This is a genomic window from Streptomyces sp. NPDC034103 (genome assembly GCF_055575395.1).
On record NZ_JBVISS010000014.1, the window covers coordinates 49,190 to 66,442 of the forward strand.

The 17,253-nt window shown below is 72.4% G+C and carries 20 protein-coding genes and 1 riboswitch; of the genes, 9 read left to right on the forward strand and 11 right to left on the reverse strand.

Annotated elements, in window-relative coordinates:
• The 4 genes from ACZ56U_RS29685 to ACZ56U_RS29700 all read left to right on the forward strand — a co-directional run bounded on the left by ACZ56U_RS29685 (position 1) and on the right by ACZ56U_RS29700 (position 3,803).
• A complete protein-coding gene (locus ACZ56U_RS29685; protein WP_289916469.1) occupies positions 1-234 on the forward strand; it encodes a hypothetical protein in 234 nt (77 codons plus the stop codon).
• 70 nt (positions 235-304) lie between these two features.
• Positions 305-1,096 (forward strand): SURF1 family cytochrome oxidase biogenesis protein, encoded by a 792-nt coding sequence (locus tag ACZ56U_RS29690; protein ID WP_469087038.1) that lies wholly within the window; start codon positions 305-307, stop codon positions 1,094-1,096.
• Between the two features lie 161 nt (positions 1,097-1,257).
• Positions 1,258-3,042, forward strand: a complete 1,785-nt coding sequence (locus ACZ56U_RS29695) for a glycoside hydrolase family 15 protein (RefSeq protein WP_469087039.1) — start codon at positions 1,258-1,260, stop codon at positions 3,040-3,042.
• 5 nt (positions 3,043-3,047) lie between these two features.
• Positions 3,048-3,803 carry an SDR family oxidoreductase gene (locus ACZ56U_RS29700; RefSeq protein ID WP_469087040.1) on the forward strand — a complete coding sequence of 252 codons (756 nt, stop codon included), beginning with the start codon at positions 3,048-3,050 and terminating at the stop codon, positions 3,801-3,803.
• A 40-nt stretch (positions 3,804-3,843) separates the two neighbouring features.
• Here ACZ56U_RS29700 and amaP read toward each other — a convergent pair whose 3' ends face one another.
• Genes amaP through ACZ56U_RS29725 form a run of 5 tightly spaced genes read right to left on the reverse strand, consistent with a single transcriptional unit; the run spans position 3,844 to position 6,150 of the window.
• Positions 3,844-4,422, reverse strand: a complete 579-nt coding sequence (gene amaP / locus ACZ56U_RS29705) for an alkaline shock response membrane anchor protein AmaP (protein ID WP_469087218.1) — start codon at positions 4,420-4,422, stop codon at positions 3,844-3,846.
• A 5-nt stretch (positions 4,423-4,427) separates the two neighbouring features.
• Positions 4,428-5,087, reverse strand: a complete 660-nt coding sequence (locus ACZ56U_RS29710) for a DUF6286 domain-containing protein (protein ID WP_469087041.1) — start codon at positions 5,085-5,087, stop codon at positions 4,428-4,430.
• Positions 5,084-5,452, reverse strand: a complete 369-nt coding sequence (locus tag ACZ56U_RS29715) for an Asp23/Gls24 family envelope stress response protein (RefSeq protein WP_469087042.1) — start codon at positions 5,450-5,452, stop codon at positions 5,084-5,086. Before ACZ56U_RS29715 ends, ACZ56U_RS29710 begins: the two co-directional genes overlap by 4 nt.
• Before the next feature lie 5 nt (positions 5,453-5,457).
• The gene (locus tag ACZ56U_RS29720; RefSeq protein ID WP_391230457.1) at positions 5,458-5,649 is read right to left on the reverse strand and encodes a hypothetical protein; all 192 of its coding nucleotides are present in this window, start codon (positions 5,647-5,649) and stop codon (positions 5,458-5,460) included.
• A 36-nt stretch (positions 5,650-5,685) separates the two neighbouring features.
• The gene (locus ACZ56U_RS29725) at positions 5,686-6,150 is read right to left on the reverse strand and encodes an Asp23/Gls24 family envelope stress response protein (protein ID WP_469087043.1); all 465 of its coding nucleotides are present in this window, start codon (positions 6,148-6,150) and stop codon (positions 5,686-5,688) included.
• Positions 6,151-6,237: 87 nt separating this feature from the next.
• Here ACZ56U_RS29725 and ACZ56U_RS29730 point away from each other — a divergent pair, with 87 nt between their 5' ends.
• Positions 6,238-6,936: a nucleopolyhedrovirus P10 family protein gene (locus ACZ56U_RS29730; RefSeq protein ID WP_469087044.1), complete on the forward strand. Its 699-nt coding sequence runs from the start codon at positions 6,238-6,240 to the stop codon at positions 6,934-6,936.
• A gap of 4 nt (positions 6,937-6,940) precedes the next feature.
• Here the strand turns inward: ACZ56U_RS29730 and ACZ56U_RS29735 are convergent, their stop codons facing one another.
• The 3 genes from ACZ56U_RS29735 to abc-f form a co-directional block, all read right to left on the reverse strand.
• Entirely contained in the window at positions 6,941-7,735 is a 795-nt protein-coding gene (locus ACZ56U_RS29735; RefSeq protein WP_391230452.1) for an enoyl-CoA hydratase/isomerase family protein, read from the reverse strand.
• Between the two features lie 128 nt (positions 7,736-7,863).
• Positions 7,864-8,085, reverse strand: coding sequence for a helix-turn-helix domain-containing protein (locus ACZ56U_RS29740; protein WP_004002281.1), 222 nt, complete (start codon positions 8,083-8,085; stop codon positions 7,864-7,866).
• A 335-nt stretch (positions 8,086-8,420) separates the two neighbouring features.
• On the reverse strand, positions 8,421-10,019 hold the full coding sequence (gene abc-f, locus ACZ56U_RS29745; protein ID WP_469087045.1) for a ribosomal protection-like ABC-F family protein: 1,599 nt from the start codon (positions 10,017-10,019) through the stop codon (positions 8,421-8,423).
• A gap of 179 nt (positions 10,020-10,198) precedes the next feature.
• On the opposite strand from abc-f, the gene ypfJ reads away from it, so the two are divergent.
• Both ypfJ and ACZ56U_RS29755 read left to right on the forward strand, forming a co-directional pair.
• Entirely contained in the window at positions 10,199-11,092 is an 894-nt protein-coding gene (gene ypfJ, locus ACZ56U_RS29750) for a KPN_02809 family neutral zinc metallopeptidase (RefSeq protein WP_469087046.1), read from the forward strand.
• Positions 11,093-11,197: 105 nt separating this feature from the next.
• Positions 11,198-11,611 carry a VOC family protein gene (locus tag ACZ56U_RS29755; protein ID WP_469087047.1) on the forward strand — a complete coding sequence of 138 codons (414 nt, stop codon included), beginning with the start codon at positions 11,198-11,200 and terminating at the stop codon, positions 11,609-11,611.
• Between the two features lie 7 nt (positions 11,612-11,618).
• On the opposite strand, the gene ACZ56U_RS29760 is transcribed toward ACZ56U_RS29755, so the two are convergent.
• The 3 genes from ACZ56U_RS29760 to ACZ56U_RS29770 all read right to left on the reverse strand — a co-directional run bounded on the left by ACZ56U_RS29760 (position 11,619) and on the right by ACZ56U_RS29770 (position 15,172).
• Positions 11,619-13,016, reverse strand: coding sequence for a hypothetical protein (locus ACZ56U_RS29760; RefSeq protein ID WP_469087048.1), 1,398 nt, complete (start codon positions 13,014-13,016; stop codon positions 11,619-11,621).
• A gap of 169 nt (positions 13,017-13,185) precedes the next feature.
• Positions 13,186-14,313: an alpha/beta hydrolase family protein gene (locus ACZ56U_RS29765; RefSeq protein ID WP_469087049.1), complete on the reverse strand. Its 1,128-nt coding sequence runs from the start codon at positions 14,311-14,313 to the stop codon at positions 13,186-13,188.
• Positions 14,314-14,440: 127 nt separating this feature from the next.
• Positions 14,441-15,172, reverse strand: a complete 732-nt coding sequence (locus ACZ56U_RS29770) for a class II aldolase/adducin family protein (RefSeq protein WP_469087050.1) — start codon at positions 15,170-15,172, stop codon at positions 14,441-14,443.
• Positions 15,173-15,414: 242 nt separating this feature from the next.
• Here ACZ56U_RS29770 and ACZ56U_RS29775 point away from each other — a divergent pair, with 242 nt between their 5' ends.
• Positions 15,415-16,656, forward strand: coding sequence for an inorganic phosphate transporter (locus ACZ56U_RS29775; RefSeq protein ID WP_469087051.1), 1,242 nt, complete (start codon positions 15,415-15,417; stop codon positions 16,654-16,656).
• Between the two features lie 37 nt (positions 16,657-16,693).
• Positions 16,694-16,915, forward strand: a complete 222-nt coding sequence (locus ACZ56U_RS29780) for a hypothetical protein (RefSeq protein ID WP_469087052.1) — start codon at positions 16,694-16,696, stop codon at positions 16,913-16,915.
• A 132-nt stretch (positions 16,916-17,047) separates the two neighbouring features.
• Positions 17,048-17,188, forward strand: a riboswitch (cobalamin riboswitch).
• Positions 17,189-17,253 lie beyond the last annotated feature (65 nt).

Consider the following 17,253-nt stretch of genomic DNA (forward strand, 5'->3'; position numbering starts at 1 on the left):
ATGGCGACTTGCGAAGTATGCGGCAACAACTACGGCATGACGTTCGAGATCCACGCCCAGGGCGCAGTGCACGTGTTTGACTGCTTTTCCTGCGCGATCCACCGTATGGCACCCATCTGCGAGCACTGTCGGGTGCAGATCATCGGCCAGGGCGTCGAGGTCGAGGGCCACTGGTACTGCGGCGCCCACTGCGCGCGGGCGGAGGGAAAGGTGGGCATCGTCGACCGCGTCTGACCATGGTGGCCGGTCCGTCCGACCACACCCCTGTGCGAACACCCCGCGGTCCGAGTTGTACGGTCGTGGGGTGTACCGCTTCCTGTTGTCCCGGCAGTGGGTGATCCTCACGCTGGTCGCCCTCGTCCTCATCCCCACGATGATCCGGCTGGGCATCTGGCAGATGCACCGCTACGAGGAGCGCAGCGCCCGCAACCAGCTGGTCTCCGACGCGCTCTCCGCCGACCCGGTGCCGGTGGAGGAGATGACGTCCGCCGGGCACACGGTCACCAGCAAGGAGCGGTACCGGTCGGTGACCGCCAAGGGGCGCTTCGACGCCGAGGACGAACTCGTGGTGCGCCGCCGCACCAACTCCGACGACGAGGTCGGCTACCACGTGCTGACCCCGTTCGTCCTGAACGACGGCAAGGTGCTGCTGGTCAACCGCGGCTGGGTGCCGTCCGGGGCGACCCAGAGCGCCTTCCCGAAGGTCCCGGCGCCCCCGGCGGGCGAGGTCACCGTCACCGGGCGGCTGATGCCCGACGAGACGACCGAGGCGAGCGGCATCAAGAACCTCAAGGGTCTGCCCGACCGCCAGATCATGCTGATCAACAGCGAGCAGGAGGCCCAGCGCCTCGGCAAGCAGGTCCTCGGCGGTTACATCGCCCTGACCACGCCCGAGCCCAAGGGCGACACCCCGGAGCCGCTGGGCAGGCCGGGCAAGGAGAACGCCCCGCTGAACTACGCGTACGCCTACCAGTGGTGGCTGTTCGCCGCGGGCGTGCCGATCGGCTGGGTCGTCCTGGTCCGACGCGAGCTGCGGGACCGCCGGGAGGCGGCGGAGCAGGACTCCACCGCGAAGGCGGAGCCGGCGGCGGTCTGAGCCGCGGCGGCCACAGCGCCCAGCGCCGGGCGTTCATGAACGGACCGCGTCGACGATCACGAGGGCAGCGAGCAGCGAGCGCCGTCTTCTCCGGTGCCAAGATCTCACTCCCCCGGCCTCCCCCTGATTGCGCCCCTGGTCAGCCGGGAACCTGCTCTTGCGTGCCCCGTATCGAGGATTACGCCCTGATCGGCGATGAACAGACAGCGGCCCTGGTCGGCAAGGACGGCAGCGTCGACTGGTTGTGCCTGCCCCGCTTCGACTCCGCGTCCTGCTTCGCCAGACTCCTGGGCGACGAGGAGAACGGCCACTGGCGGATCGCGCCCGCAGGTGTCGACGGCCAGTGCAGTCGACGCGCCTACCGCCCCGGCACCCTGGTGCTGGACACCGAGTGGGAGACCGACGAGGGGGCGATGCGCGTCACCGACCTGATGCCGCAGCGTGACCGCGCCCCCGACCTGGTCCGGATCGTCGAGGGTCTGCGCGGCGAGGTGACCGTCCGCAGCACGCTCCGGCTCCGCTTCGACTACGGCTCGGTCATGCCGTGGATGCGCCGGACCGACGGCCACCGGATCGCCGTCGCGGGCCCGGACTCGGCGTGGCTGCGCAGCGAACCAGAGGTGCACACCTGGGGCGAGGACTTCGGGACGCACTCCGAGTTCACCGTCAAGGAGGGCGAGAAGGTCGCGTTCGTGCTCACCTGGCACCCCTCGCACGAAGCGCCCCCACCGCAGATCGACCCCTACGACGCGCTGCGGGTGAGCGTCGAGGACTGGCAGGCGTGGTCCGCCCGGTGCCGCTACGACGGCCCGCACAAGGACGCCGTACTGCGCTCCCTGATCACCCTCAAGGCGCTCACCTACGTCCCCACCGGCGGCATCGTGGCCGCCCCCACCACCTCGCTGCCCGAGGAGCTGGGCGGCGTCCGCAACTGGGACTACCGCTACTGCTGGCTGCGCGACTCCACCCTCACGCTCGGCGCGCTGCTCTCGGCCGGCTACCACGAGGAGGCCGAGGCGTGGCGCAACTGGCTGGTGCGCGCGGTCGCCGGCGACCCCGCGGACCTGCAGATCATGTACGGCCTGGCGGGCGAGCGCCGACTGCCCGAGTACGAGCTGCCGTGGCTGTCCGGATTCGCCGGCTCCAAGCCGGTACGGATCGGCAACGAGGCCGTCAAGCAGCTCCAGCTCGACGTCTACGGCGAGGTCATGGACTCCCTCTCGCTGGCCCGCAGTTCGGGACTGTCCGCCGAGCCGCACATATGGTCCCTGCAGTGCTCCCTGATGGACTTCCTCCGCTCGGCGTGGCAGCAGCCCGACGAGGGGCTGTGGGAGGTGCGCGGGGGGCGGCGGCAGTTCGTCCACTCCAAGGTGATGGTGTGGGTGGCGGCCGACCGCGCCGTGCGCGCGCTGGAGGCCGACCCCGAGCTGCCCGGCGACCTGGAGGGCTGGCGCGCGATGCGCGACGAGGTCCACCAGGAGGTGTGCGAGAAGGGCTTCGACGCCGAGCGGAACACCTTCACCCAGTCCTACGGCTCCCGCGAGCTGGACGCCGCGCTGCTGCTCATCCCGCGCGTCGGCTTCCTGCCCCCGGACGACCCCCGGGTGGTCGGCACGGTCGAGGCGATCCACGCCGAGCTGGGCCACCACGGCCTCGTGCACCGCTACAGCACCGCCGGTACGACGGTGGACGGGCTGCCCGGCGGCGAGGGAACCTTCCTGGTCTGCTCGTTCTGGCTGGCCGACGCGCTGCACATGATCGGGCGGAAGAAGGAGGCCAGGCAGCTGTTCGAGCGGCTCGTGGCGCTGACGAACGACGTGGGGCTGCTGTCGGAGGAGTACGACCCGGTGAACGGCCTGCACCTGGGCAACTTCCCGCAGGCGTTCAGCCACATCGGCCTGGTGAACACCGCCCTCGCCCTGTTCGGGGGCGAGGAGGCAGGATAGGGGCCATGGATCTTGGACTGAAGGACCGCGTGTACGTCGTCACCGGGGCCACGCGCGGTCTCGGCAACGCCTCCGCGCGCGAGCTGGTCGCCGACGGGGCAAAGGTCGTGCTCACCGGACGGGACGAGCAGCGGGTCGCCGACGCGGCGGCCGAGCTGGGGCCGAACGCGGTGGGGGTCGCCGTCGACAACGCCGATCCCGAGGCGCCGGCGCGGCTGATCGCGGCCGCCCGGGAGACCTTCGGCGGCTTCGACGGCATTCTCGTCAGCGTCGGCGGCCCGGCCCCGGGGTTCCTCGCGGACAACACGGACGAGCAGTGGGCGGCGGCCTTCGAGTCGGTGTTCCTGGGGGCGGTACGCCTGGCCCGCGCGGCGGCGGCCGAGCTGGAGGCGGGCGGGGTCATCGGCTTCGTGCTGTCCGGTTCGGTGCATGAGCCGATCCCGGGGCTGAGCATCTCCAACGGGTTGCGGCCCGGGCTCGCCGGGTTCGCCAAGTCGATCGCCGACGAGCTGGGGCCACGCGGGATCCGGGTGGTGGGCCTGCTGCCGGCCCGCATCGACACGGACCGGGTGCGCGAGCTGGACGGTCTCTCCGCGGACCCGGCGGCCACGCGTACGGCCAACGAGTCGCGGATTCCGCTGCGGAGGTACGGGACGCCGGAGGAGTTCGGGCGTACGGCGGCGTTCCTGCTGTCGCCCGCCGCTTCCTACCTGACCGGGATCATGGTCCCGGTCGACGGGGGCATGCGGCGCGGGTTCTGAGCACCGCGCGCGGCGGGTCCCCGGCGCCCCTGAGGGGGCGTCAACTCACCCGTTCCGCACGGTGCTTGACCGCCTTCATCCGGACCTCCGCCGGCAACGACGCCAGCCCCGCCGAGTTCCTCGCGTGCGTCAGCGCGTGCGCCGCCAGATAGGTCAGCGTCGCCCCGGGGTCCGCGTGGGGTTCCAGCAGCAGCCGTACGCGGGTCTCCGGGGCGTCGCGCCGACCGGTCAGACGGGCCTGGGCATGGGCCACGCCCTCCAGTTCCCCGGCCTCGCCGGCCAGGACGCCCTCCAGGGCCCGGCCCCGCAGCAGCGCGCCCTCACCGTCGCCGGTGTCGACCAGGACCTCGGTCAGCCGGTGCCGGCGGAGGTTCGCGATCAGCCACCACAGGGCGACCAGGACGAGGAGCGCGAGCACGGCCAGGACCGTCGGCCACCACCAGCCGCGGTCCTCCCAACGGGTGCGCGCGGAGTCGTCGAGGAGTACGTCGTGACGGCCGTCATGGACCCACCAGGACGGCGGGTTCAGGCCCAGGCCGACGGCCAGCACCGAGCCGCCGGCCACGAGCAGGGCGAGCCCGACGACGCCGAGCAGGACACGGTTGACGATCCGGAGCATCGCGCTCACCCCTTCTTCCCGGGACGTCGTACCCGCACCGACAGCGCGGGCGGCCGGGCCAGGCCCAGCCCCCTGATCGTCTCGCCGAGGGCGGCGTCCAGCTCGGCGTGTACGTCGTCCAGTTCGCGGAAGTGCGCGACCGCGCCGACATCGGCCTTGGTGCGGGACAGCCGGACGCGGACGGCCTGGACGCCGGGGACCTCCACGGCCCGGTCGCGCAGGACCAGTGCGGCGGCGTCGCGGTGGAGCCCGGCGCGTACGTCGGCCTGGACGCGCCGCATCGGCAGGACGTCGCGCAGGCCGGGGGTGGCGGCGAGGACGAGCAGCCAGAGACCGAGGGCCGCGGCGAGGCCCGCGCCGACGAGGACCCAGGTGTCGTCGAGGGGACGTGCGGCGAGCTGGTCGGCCAGTTCGCGGCGCCAGCGCATGGCGGGCTGTTCGGCGCGGACCGCCATGACGTCGTAGAGGAAGAGTCCCGCGACCGCCAGGAGCAGCAGCGCGGTGACTGCCGCGGGGACGCGCCGCGCCGACCAGAAGCGGCCCTCGCGTCCGCCCTCGGCCTCCTGCGGGACCGGGGGTGGCGGTGGTGCGGTGTCCGGTTCGCTCTCCTTCTCCAGGACCGGCAGCCGCCGTGTCGTGCCCTCGGAGCCCTGGGGCTCGCTCATCGCGTCCTCCCCTGTGCCGCGCCGTGCGCCGGATGCAGCCGTTCCACCTGGACGGCGACTTCCGGCACCTCCATTCCCACCAACGCGCCTACCCGCTCCGCCACATGACGACGCACCCGCGCGCAGCGGGCTCCGATGTCGGTGGGGTAGTCGAGTTCGAGATGGACCCGGACCCGGGCCACCTCGTGGTGGACGACCACCGTGGCCCGCGCGGGCGCGGCCTCGCCGGGGAGATCCCCGGCCACCTCGCGCGCCGCCTGGGAGGCGATCTTCGCGACGACCCGGTCGGCGATCCGGGTCGCGCCCCGTGCGCCGGGCGGTACGACGGTCCGGGGTCCGCCAAGTTCGCGGGTCTCGGTGGTCACCCAGGTCACCGCCGATCGCGGCGGTCGTCACGGGTGCGGAAGAAGTCGCCGACCTCCAGGTCCCCCTCCAGGAACCGGCCGACGACGAAGCCGATGGCGCCCAGGGCAGCCACCAGCAGGAAGGCCCCGAACCCGCCGAAGTACCCGGCGAAGCCCAGCGCCATACCGGCGATCAAGCCGACCACGGCCATGCTCATGGTGCGCTCCCCTCAGCCCTCACGGTCCTCACGTCCTCACTGGATCCGGGGCTCCGGCTCCTCTTCCTCTTCGTCGGGCAGCTTCACATCGCTCACGGCGATGTTGACCTCGACGACCTCCAGTCCGGTCATCCGCTCCACCGCCGCGATCACGTTCTCCCGGACGGCGTGGGCGACGTCGGAGATCGACACGCCGTAGTCGACGACGATCTCCAGGTCGAGCGCGGTCTGCACCTCGCCGACCTCGGCCTTCACGCCCCGGGTCACGGACTTCGAACCGCCCGGCACCCGGTCCCGTACGGCTCCGAAGGTGCGGGAGAGGCCGCTGCCCATGGCGTGGACGCCGACGACGTCCCGGGCGGCCAGCCCGGCGATCTTCTCCACGACGCCGTCCGCGATGGTGGTCCGTCCCCGGGTCGCCGGGTCGCCGCCGCCGCGCATGGTGGGCTTGCGTGTCTGCACGCCCGTCTCCGCCTCAGGGGTCTGCGTCATATCGGTCATCGCCGTACGTCCTCCCTTGTGGTCCTCCTTCGACCACCGTAAGCGGGGTTGCGCCCTCGCGCGCCGTCGATGCGGCAGGCTGGGGCAATGACAGCGGACCGGTGGACGCAGGCGGTACGGCATCAGCTGGGTCTCGGCAGGCTGCTGCCGTTGGGGGGCGCGCAGGACGGCGCCTGGATCACGGAGAGGGCGGCCGAGGCGGTACTGCGGCGCGCGGCACGGGAAGTGCGCGGCGTACGGCTGGACGGGCTACGGATCGCCCTCGCCGATCCCGAGGACGTGCGCGAGCCGGTCGTACCGCCGCCGCCCAGCGCGCTGCCGCCGGGCCCGCTGCGCGTGACGGGCGACTTCGCGGCGACGGCGGACGAGCCGCTGCCCGCGGCGGCGGCCCTGCTGCGCGCCACGCTGGCGACCGCGGCGACCGAACGGCTCGGTCTGACGGTGACCGAGGTGGACCTGCGGGCGACGACGCTGCTGGACGAGGTGCCGCAGGCCGCTGAGGTACGGCGGCCCGAGCCGCCGCCGGAGCAGGCGGCCGACGGTCCCGCGGCCGTCGCGGCGCTGTCGGTGCCCGGGGTGACCGGGCTGACGGCGGCGCTCGGGCGGGGGGTGCAGGTCGAGGAGCGGCAGGACGGGACGGCCCTGCCGCGGGGCCACGTCCGGGTGGAGGTGGCGGTGGCCGCGGAGCGCCGGGCGGTGGAGGTCGCCCGGGCGGTCCGTGCGGAATTGGGGAAGGCGCTCCCCGGTCACCCGACCGTGGCGGTGCTGGTCACCCTCGTCGGGTGAGAGGTCACTCGCCGACGCCGGCCAGGTCCCGCAGCCGTCGTGCCTGGGCCGCGCGCTCGGCGGCACGCTGCTCGTCGTAGGTGCGGTCCTGGGCGCCGCGCAGCAGGGCCTTGGTCTCGATGACGGCGTCCCTGGGGGCGGCGAGAAGCGCAGCGGCGAGGTCCCGCACCGCGCCGTCGAGCTGGTCCAGGGGCACGGCGAGGTTGGCGAGGCCGGTGTTCACCGCCTCCTCGGCCGTCACGAAGCGCCCGGTGGCGCAGATCTCCAGCGCCCGGGCGTAGCCGACCAGCGAGACGAGGGGGTGCGTGCCGGTGAGGTCGGGGACCAGTCCGAGGCTGGTCTCGCGCATGGCGAACTGCACGTCGTCGGCGACGACGCGCAGGTCACAGGCGAGTGCGAGCTGGAAGCCCGCCCCGATGGCATGCCCCTGGACGGCGGCGATGGACACGACGTCGCTGCGCCGCCACCAGGTGAAGCCCTCCTGGAACTCCGCGATGGCGGCGTCGAGTTCGGCGTCGCCACTGCGGGCGAGGTCGATGAACGACGGCTCGCCCTCGATCCCCTCCGGCGTGAACATCTGCCGGTCGAGCCCCGCGGAGAAGGACTTGCCCTCACCGCGCAGCACGACGACACGGACGGATCCGGGCACGAGCCGACCGGCCTCGGCGAGCGTGCGCCACAGAGCGGGGCTCTGCGCGTTGCGCTTGGCGGGGTTGGTCAGCGTCACCGTGGCGAGCGCGTCGTCGACGGTGAGCCGTACGCCGTCCTTGTCGAGCAGGGGAACGAGTTCCTGGCCCATGGGGCGCCTCCGATGAGTGCGGTCATCCGCCGTGCCACACGGCACGACTAAGTGACTGCACAGTAACCACCCGACCGGTCAGCAGACCGACCGGGTGGCCACCATCGAAGCCGAGGGGCCGCGCGGGATCAGGACGACGCGGCCTTCTTGCCGCGGGTCGCGCCGCCACGCCCACGGAGCGTGACGCCGGACTCGCTGAGCATCCGGTGGACGAAGCCATACGAGCGGCCGGTCTCTTCGGCCAGCGCCCGAATGCTCGCACCGGAGTCGTACTTCTTCTTCAGGTCTGCCGCGAGCTTGTCGCGCGCGGCGCCGGTTACCCGGCTGCCCTTCTTCAGAGTCTCGGCCACCCGTGCCTCCTCGTGGGAAGTGCGCTCTGGTCTCCTCATGATCACCCCTCCGGGGCTTCCTGGCCACCCATTCGGCAAGGTCCGTAAGACAAGCTTGTGACGACAGGAGCGCGTCCCCACATGCGGAGTCCGTAATTCCGTAGCGGGTTGTTCGTACCGCCGAACGAGTTCCCTTGTGAAATCCCAGGTCAGAGACGTGGAGCGGCCGAGCCTCCGTCGATGGGGGGCTCGGCCGCGAAAAAGATGTAGGACACACCTCGGTACGAGGAGATCTCACACAGATGATGGATCACCGGTAGGCCGAATGATCCCTACGCAGTTGATCAACCGTTCGATCAAGCGAGGGCGACGAGGTCCGCGTAGTCGGAACCCCACAGATCCTCGACCCCGTCGGGCAGCAGGATGATCCGCTCCGGCTGGAGCGCCTCGACGGCACCCTCGTCATGGGTGACCAGCACGACCGCGCCCTTGTAGGTGCGCAGCGCGCCGAGGATCTCCTCACGGCTGGCCGGGTCGAGGTTGTTGGTGGGCTCGTCCAGAAGCAGCACGTTCGCCGAGGAGACGACCAGGGTGGCGAGGGCCAGCCGGGTCTTCTCACCGCCGGAGAGGACCCCGGCGGGCTTGTCGACGTCGTCGCCGGAGAACAGGAACGAGCCGAGCGTCTTGCGCACCTCGACGAGGTCGAGGTCGGGGGCCGCCGAGCGCATGTTCTCCAGGACCGTGCGCTCGGGGTCGAGGGTCTCGTGCTCCTGGGCGTAGTAGCCGAGCTTGAGTCCGTGGCCGGGCACGACCGCGCCGGTGTCCGGCTGCTCGGTCCCGGCGAGCAGGCGCAGCAGGGTCGTCTTGCCCGCGCCGTTGAGGCCCAGGATGACCACGCGGGAGCCCTTGTCGATGGCCAGGTCGACGTCGGTGAAGATCTCCAGCGAGCCGTACGACTTCGACAGGCCCTCCGCCATCAGCGGGGTCTTGCCGCAGGGCGCGGGCTCGGGGAAGCGCAGCTTGGCGACCTTGTCCTGCTGGCGCACCGCCTCGAGGCCGGAGAGGAGCTTGTCGGCACGCTTGGCCATGTTCTGCGCGGCGACCGTCTTGGTGGCCTTGGCGCGCATCTTGTCGGCCTGCGAGTGCAGGGCCGCGGCCTTCTTCTCGGCGTTCTGCCGCTCGCGCTTGCGGCGCTTCTCGTCCGCCTCGCGCTGCTGCTGGTAGAGCTTCCAGCCCATGTTGTAGACGTCGATCTGGGCGCGGTTGGCGTCCAGGTAGAAGACCTTGTTCACGACCGTCTCGACCAGGTCGACGTCGTGGGAGATCACGATGAAGCCGCCGCGGTAGGTCTTGAGGTAGTCGCGCAGCCAGACGATCGAGTCGGCGTCGAGGTGGTTGGTGGGCTCGTCGAGCAGCAGGGTGTCCGCGTCCGAGAACAGGATCCGGGCCAGTTCGATACGGCGGCGCTGACCACCGGAGAGCGTGTGCAGCGGCTGCCCCAGCACCCGGTCGGGCAGGTTCAGCGCGGCGGCGATGGTGGCGGCCTCGGCCTCGGCGGAGTACCCGCCCTTGGTGAGGAACTCCGTCTCCTGACGCTCGTACTGCCGCAGCGCCTTCTCCCGGGTCCCGCCCTGGCCATTGGCGATCCGCTGCTCGTTCTCGCGCATCTTGCGCATCAGGACGTCGAGACCGCGCGCGGAGAGGATGCGGTCGCGGGCGAGGATGTCGAGGTCGCCGGTGCGGGGGTCCTGCGGGAGGTAGCCGACCTCGCCGGAGCGGGTGACCTGGCCCGCGGCGGGGATGCCCTCGCCGGCCAGGACCTTGGTCAGGGTGGTCTTCCCGGCGCCGTTGCGGCCGACCAGGCCGATGCGGTCGCCCTTGGCGACACGGAAGGTGGCGGACTCGATGAGGACTCGGGCGCCGGCGCGCAGCTCGATACCGGTGGCGGAGATCACGGACAGACTCCAGGGCAGATTCGGTTGGCAGGTGGGCGGCTGAGGACGTTCCCGCCGTCTAGTGCGCGAGGAGAATGGCCATGGGCCAAGTCTAACGGGGGCGTGCAAGCACTTTTTCGGTGCGGGTGTTTCCGGCCGTTCGGGGTGCGTGGGCCGCGGCCGTGGACCACGATGTCGGCATGCAGTTCGACGACGACGCCAGACTGGACACCTCCGAGGTCCAGGACGTGCGCGGCAGCCGCATCCCCGGGGGCAGGGCGACCGTCGGCGGCGGCATCGCCGGGCTGATCGCGCTGCTGCTGGGGCTCTTCCTGGGCGTGGGACCGGACCAGCTCGGGCTCACCGACGAGGGCGGCGGTCAGCCCGCCGCCACGGCGTCGAGCCTGGCCGAGGTCCAGCAGTCCTGCCACACCGGGCAGGACGCGAACACCAGGGACGACTGCCGCATGGTGGCCGTCGTCAACAGCGTGCAGGACTTCTGGGACCAGGAGTTCCAGCGGCGCAGCGGGACGTACTCCCGCTCCCTCACGGTCCTCTTCAGCGAACGGGTCGGCACCGCGTGCGGGGCGGCGACCTCGGCGGTCGGGCCGTTCTACTGCCCCGGCGACCGCAAGGTCTATCTGGACCTGGGCTTCTTCGACGAACTGCGCTCGACCTTCGGTGCGAGCGGGGGCACCTTCGCCGAGGCCTATGTGATCGCGCACGAGTACGGGCACCACGTGCAGGACCTCATGGGCACGCTGGGCCGCTCCCAGGACGGGCGCACGGGCGAGAACAGCAACGCGGTGAAGGTGGAGCTCCAGGCGGACTGCTACGCGGGCGTGTGGGCGCACCACGCGACCACGACCAAGGACGAGTCGACCGGGCGGCCGCTGATCACCAGCCTCACCGAGGCCGACATCGCCGACGGTCTGGACGCCGCCGCGGCCGTGGGCGACGACCGGATCCAGGAGCGGTTCCAGGGGAGGGTGACGCCGGAGTCGTGGACGCACGGGTCGGCGGCGCAGCGCCAGCAGTGGTTCCACCAGGGGTTCGAGACCGGCGACATGGCCCGGTGCGACACCTTCCGCTGACGCCCTCTGCCGTGTTCTCGCTGGCCGGAGGCTGTTGTCAGTGGGCGCTGCCAGACTGGGCGACACAACGGATGCGCGGCATTTGATCACGAGGGAGTGGTCGGCATGGCAGGCACGAGCGGCGGACGCCCCAGCATCTACCCGACGCTGTTGTACTCGGACGCCAAGGCGGCCATCAGGCAGCTCACGGAGGCCTTCGGCTTCACCGAGCTGGCGGTGTACGAGGGGGAGGACGGCCTGGTGCAGCACGCCGAGCTGGTCCAGGGCAACGGCGCGATCATGCTGGGGTCCAAGGGGCGCGGCGGCCTCTTCGACGCGGCGATGAAGGACGCCGGCACCACCGGGGTGTACGTCGTCGTGGACGACGTCGACGCACACCACCGGCGCGCGGTGGAGAAGGGCGCGGAGATCCTGATGCCCCCGACGGACCAGGACTACGGCTCGCGGGACTACATCGCCCGGGACATCGAGGGCAACGTCTGGAGCTTCGGCACGTACGCGCCCGAGATCGAGGGCTGAGCGGCTGTCAGCTGCTCCCCGTGTGCACCTGGAAGGCCGCCCTGCGGACCGCCTTGGCGAGCGCGGGGTCGGGGTGGGCGGCGGCGAGCGCGACCAGGACCTGCACCGTGCGGGGGTGGCCGACGGCGCGCACCTCGTCGAGCAGCATGGGGACGGTGGGCTGCACCGCGGACTCCAGGTGCCGCACCAGCAGCGGGGCCTCGCCGTGGTCGGCGACGGCGGCCGCGGTGTCGACCCACAGCCAGGTGGCCTCCTCGCGGGTGAGCACCTCGTGGGCGTCCTCGGGGTCCACGCCGTCGTGCTCGGCGAGCCAGAGCAGGGCGTAGGGCCGCAGCACGGGCTCCTCGGTCACCGCGCGCACATCGGGCTCGGCGGGGGCGCCGACGACGCGCAGCGCCTCGAAGGCGAGACCGCGCAGCAGGGCGTCCTCGCCGCGGGCGGCGGAGAGCAGCTCGGTGACGGCGCTGCCGACCGGGCGGGCGGCGAGCCAGGCTCGGTATTCGTCGCGGGCCGCCTTGGGACGGAGCTGGGCACAGCCGCGCAGCATCTCCTCGGCGACGGCCTCGATGTTGCCGGCGGGGCTCTGCGCGGCGACGCAGATCTGCTCCAGCTTGACCCAGACCGCCCAGTTGCCGAGCGGGGTGAGCGTGGCCTGCGCGTCGCCGTAGGTGAGGGCGCCGACGGAGGCGAGGGCGCGCAGGGCCCAGTCGAGGAGGGGTTCGAGGGGGGTGTCCTCGGCCCGCTCCCGCTCGGGGTCGGGCTGCGGGCCGTAGGGGATCTCGCAGCGTTCGGTGCGCAGTTCGGTGACCCGCTGCCCCAGGAGGTCCAGCAGCTGTGCCACGGGCACGGGGCCGGCGGAGAGCTGGAGGAAGGAGAGCACCTGCGGCATGGCCGAGACGACCTCGGCGACGGTGGCGGCCTCGTGCTCGGCCGGTTCCGGGTGGGCGAGCGACCAGGCGTCGAAGAGGGCCACCCAGCCGCGCAGCACGGCGCTGTCGTCGCGGTGCCAGGCGCGCAGCCGCCAGCCGGGGCGGGCGCTGCCGCCGTGCACCTCGACGAGACCGGCGAGCCGTGCGGTGTCCCAGTCGGCGCGGATCTGATCCGCGGTCAGCCCCAGGTCCGCGGCGGCCCGTTCGGCGCTGCTGTCGGAGAGGGTGGCCTTGCCGTCGGCCTGTCCGGCGTCCCGGCCCGGGCCCAGCGCGGCGTCGGCCCAGTGGGCGACGCGGGCCGCGCCGGCCAGCTGCGAGCGGGCCATTCTGGCCAGCTCGGCCTGGGCCGGGGTGCCCTGCGGGGGGCGGGGTGCGGGGCGGCGCGAGGGCCGCTGGGTCATCGCTCGGGGGGCGGCGGCCAGGGGTCGCGGTCGGACGAGTCGAAGCCTGGAGTCGCGCGGGATACGGGACGTCACGGGTGCAGTCTTCCGGTTGACGGTCCGAAATCCCAAACGGAATGTAACGGCGGGCGATGGAGAGGGCCAAGGCAGGGCGTCCGGCGGGCGCTCGGGGGACACGAACCGGCCAGTGGTACGGCCTTAAACGGAATCCGTGGGCCGGGCTCCCGGGCAGGCCGGGGCGGCGTTACATCAGCGGGGTGAGGAAGCGTCGGAGCACCTCTTCGTAACCGGCGGGGTCGGCGTTCCACATGGCGCCGTGCGGGGCGTGCGGGACGGTGTGGAGGGCGATCCGGTCCGGGCGGGCGGCGGCGAGGCGACGCGAGTGGGTCCAGGGGGCGATGGTGTCGTCGGGGCCGTGCACGATCAGCGTCGGCACCCTGAGGAGGTCCGGGTCGGCCGCCTCGGCGGCGGCGTCGGCATGCAGCCCGGTGCGGCCCTGTGCGGCGCGCACGGCGAGCGGGAGCAGGGCGCCCGGGGTGCGGCGGGCGGTGGCGAGGGCGCGCAGGGTGGTCTCCCAGCTGAGCACCGGGGAGTCGAGGACCAGGCCGGAGACGCGGTCCCGGACCCCGGAGTGGGCGGCGGCGCGCAGGGCCATGGTGGCGCCGGTGGACCAGCCGTGCAGGACGACCTTCCGGGCGCCGTTGCGAACGGCGAAGCGGATCGCCGCGTCCAGGTCGCGCCACTCGGTCTCGCCGAGGTGGTTCAGGCCGTCCGGCGGGCGGGGCGCGCCGAGGTCGCCGCGGTAGCCGAGGGCGAGGACGGGGAAGCGGCTGGCGGCGAGGAACTCCAGGACGTTCAGGGAGAGTTCGCGGGTGGTGCCGAGGCCGTGCACGGAGATGACCCAGGTGGCCCGGATGCCGGGGACGAACCACGCGGGCAGGGCGCCGAGTTCGCCCGGGACGTCGACCTCCTGATAGGTGAGGCCGAGGGCGGAGACGGGGTCGCCGACGTGGACGTTGGGGGTGAACCACACGGTGTCGCCGGGGCGCAGGGTGCCGTGCGTGACCCGCTCCAGCCGGCGTACGACGGTGTCGGCGGTGTGGGCGGCGGTGTCGAGGACGGGGCCGACGACCGCGTGGGCGGCATCCCCGGCGAGGCCGTAGGTGCCGGGGCGCAGGGCGGCCAGGTCCCGGGTGAGGGCGACCTGGCCCGCGGCCGTGGCGTGCACGGTGAGCCGGGGCTCGGTGGGCAACGGCCCGCCCGGGGGCGCCTTGAGGGCGGCGTCGCTGGCGAGTCGGCCGACGGCGACGCTCGCGGCGCCGGCGGCCAGGGCCACGGTGACGGCGGCGGCCGTCGCTTTGACAGTGCGCACGCGTCCAGTGTCCTGGTGGACCCGGTCACAGGCCAGTGGGAGGACGGATCGGGGTGAATCGCCGTGCCGCGCGGTGAGTCGGGGTGACGCGGATCGGTGTGCGACGCGTGGGGGGCCGGGGCCCTCGTCACCCGCGCTGCCCGTACCCCCGCAGCTTCCGGCCGGCCTCCGCCACCTGGTCCTCCGACAGGAGCGTCGGACTGAGGCCCGGTACCGAGGACGCCGTCAGCCACAGACGGCACATCCACTCCAGCTGGGCGGTGCGGTCGAAGGCCTGGTCGAGGGTGGCGCCGTAGGTGATCGTGCCGTGGTTGCGCAGCAGGCAGCCGGTGCGGTCGGCGAGGGCGCGGAGCATGTGCGCGGCCAACTCCTCGGTGCCGTACGTCGCATACGGGGCGACCCGGACGGCGCCGCCGAGCGCGCCGGACATGTAGTGGATCGCCGGGAGCTCCGGGACGAGCGTCGAGACGGCCGTCGCGTGGACGGCGTGGGTGTGGACGACGGCGCCGGCGTCACCGCTGCGGTAGATCGCGAGGTGCATGGGGAGTTCGCTGGTGGGGACGAGCCGGCCGAGGACCTGGCGGCCGTCGAGGTCGACGCCGGTCACGTCGTCGGGCGTCAGCCGGTCGTAGGGCACTCCCGAGGGGGTGACCAGCACGGTGTCCTCGACACGGACCGAGACGTTGCCGGAGGTGCCGACGACGAGCCCGTCGGAGACGGTGCGCCGGGCGGTCGCCACGAGCTCCTCCCAGGCGTGCGCCTCCTCGGCGCGCACGCTCCGCCGCCACGGCTGCGGCGCATCCTGTGCGCCCTGCCCGGCACCTTGCCCGTCCCGCTGCTCGCGTCGCTGCTCGCCCATGCGGCGATCCTGTCAGGTGGGGGCGTACGACGGGACCGGGCCGGGGCACTTCGGGGCGGGGTCCGGGCGGCCTGCTGGACGGCTTCCGGGGGCGTGACTCGGGCGGCGCTCGGGCCGCGCGGGAGGATCGGAGGGGAAACCCTCGATTCCAGTCACCGTGCGGCCCGCCTCAGTTCACCTTCCGTTCATCCTGGTTGCTTACGTTCAACGAGCCAATGACGCTCGAACGATTGCCTGGGTAAATGGAAAACTTTTCGCTGATCCTCGCGATTGTGGTCGTAACCGCACTCGCGTTCGATTTCACGAACGGTTTTCACGACACCGCGAACGCGATGGCCACCACCATCTCGACCGGTGCGCTCAAGCCCAAGGTCGCGGTGGCCATGTCCGCCGTGCTGAACCTTGTGGGCGCCTTTCTCTCCGTGGAGGTCGCCAACACGATCTCCAAGGGTCTCGTCGACGAGAGCGGCATACGTCCCGAGGTCATCTTCGCCGCCCTGGTCGGCGCGATCCTCTGGAACCTGCTGACCTGGCTGGTCGGGCTTCCCTCCAGCTCCTCCCACGCCCTCATGGGCGGTCTGATCGGCGCCACCATCGCCTCGGCCGGCACGGGTGCCGTCCACGGCGACGTGCTCGTCACCAAGGTTCTGATCCCGGCGATCGCGGCCCCCCTGGTCGCGGGCATCGCCGCGCTGCTCGCCACCCGGCTGATGTACTCGCTCGGGAAGAAGTCCGCGGGCAGCAAGTCCTCCGAGAAGGGCTACCGCGCGGGCCAGATCGCCTCGGCCGGCCTGGTCTCCCTCGCCCACGGCACGAACGACGCGCAGAAGACCATGGGCATCATCACGCTCGCCCTGGTCGCCGGCGGCGCCGTCGCCCCCGACTCCGACCCGCCGATGTGGGTCATCCTCTCCGCGGGTCTCGCCATCGCGCTCGGCACCTACCTCGGCGGCTGGCGCATCATCCGCACCATGGGCAAGGGCCTGACCGACCTCCAGCCGCAGCAGGGCTTCGCCGCCCAGACCTCCGCGGCCACGGTCATCCTCGCCTCCTCGCACCTCGGCTTCTCCCTCTCCACCACCCACTCGGTCTCGGGTTCGGTGATGGGCGCGGGTCTCGGCCGCAAGGGCGGCGTGGTGCGCTGGTCGACCGCGACCCGGATGTTCGTGGCGTGGGGCCTGACGCTCCCGGCCGCGGCACTCGTGGGCGCGATCGCCGAGTCCGTCTGCGACCTCGGCAGCTGGGGCACGGCCCTGGTGGCGGTCTTCCTCGTCGGCTCCAGCGCGGCGATCTGGAAGATCTCGCGCCGCGAGGTCGTCGACCACACGAACGTCAACGAGAGCGAGGAGCCGGCCGGCGTCGTCACCACGGCGATCGCCGCGGTCACCCCGCCCCCCACCGGCACGGTGACCGAGGACCTCACGGCCACCATCCCCGCCCCGATCGCCGCGACGGCGGAGCCGGCCCCGCCGGCCGCCGTCTGAGCCCCACGCACCCCACGTCAACGAAGGAATCACCGGCATGAAGATCGACTGGGAAGCGCTGGGCTCCGTCTTCGGCGTCAGCCTCGTGGTCACCGTGGCTCTCGTGGCCCTCTTCACCCTCGGCATCAAGGGCCTGACCCGCCAGGAACAGGCCTCGGCCCAGGGTGGCTCCGCCGCCCTCGCGGTCACCGCCGCGTACGCCTGCTTCGCCGCCTGCGCGGCGGCGGTGGCGTACGGGATCTATCTGATCGTCGCCTGAGGCGACGCGCACGGCCCCCGTGGGGTGCGGGACGGTTCGCCGTCCCGCACCCCACGTTTTCGTGACACCCGCGACCGCCCGTATGTGGGCCTCGGCACACTCCCCCACCCCAGGTCAACGGCAAGTTGACGGCCCTTCGGAGCCCGTGGTGGACTGCCGTGGCCATGTACGACGGCATGGAGAGGAAGCCGGTGCGAGTCCGGCGCGGTCCCGCCACTGTCACCGGGGTAGGTAGCCCCGGGAGCCAGGAACTCTCGTCGTCGGTCTCGTCGAACCAGGGCGTGGACACCCTGAGTGAGGACATATCACCATGCTCGCCTGCCGTCTGAGGTACCGCT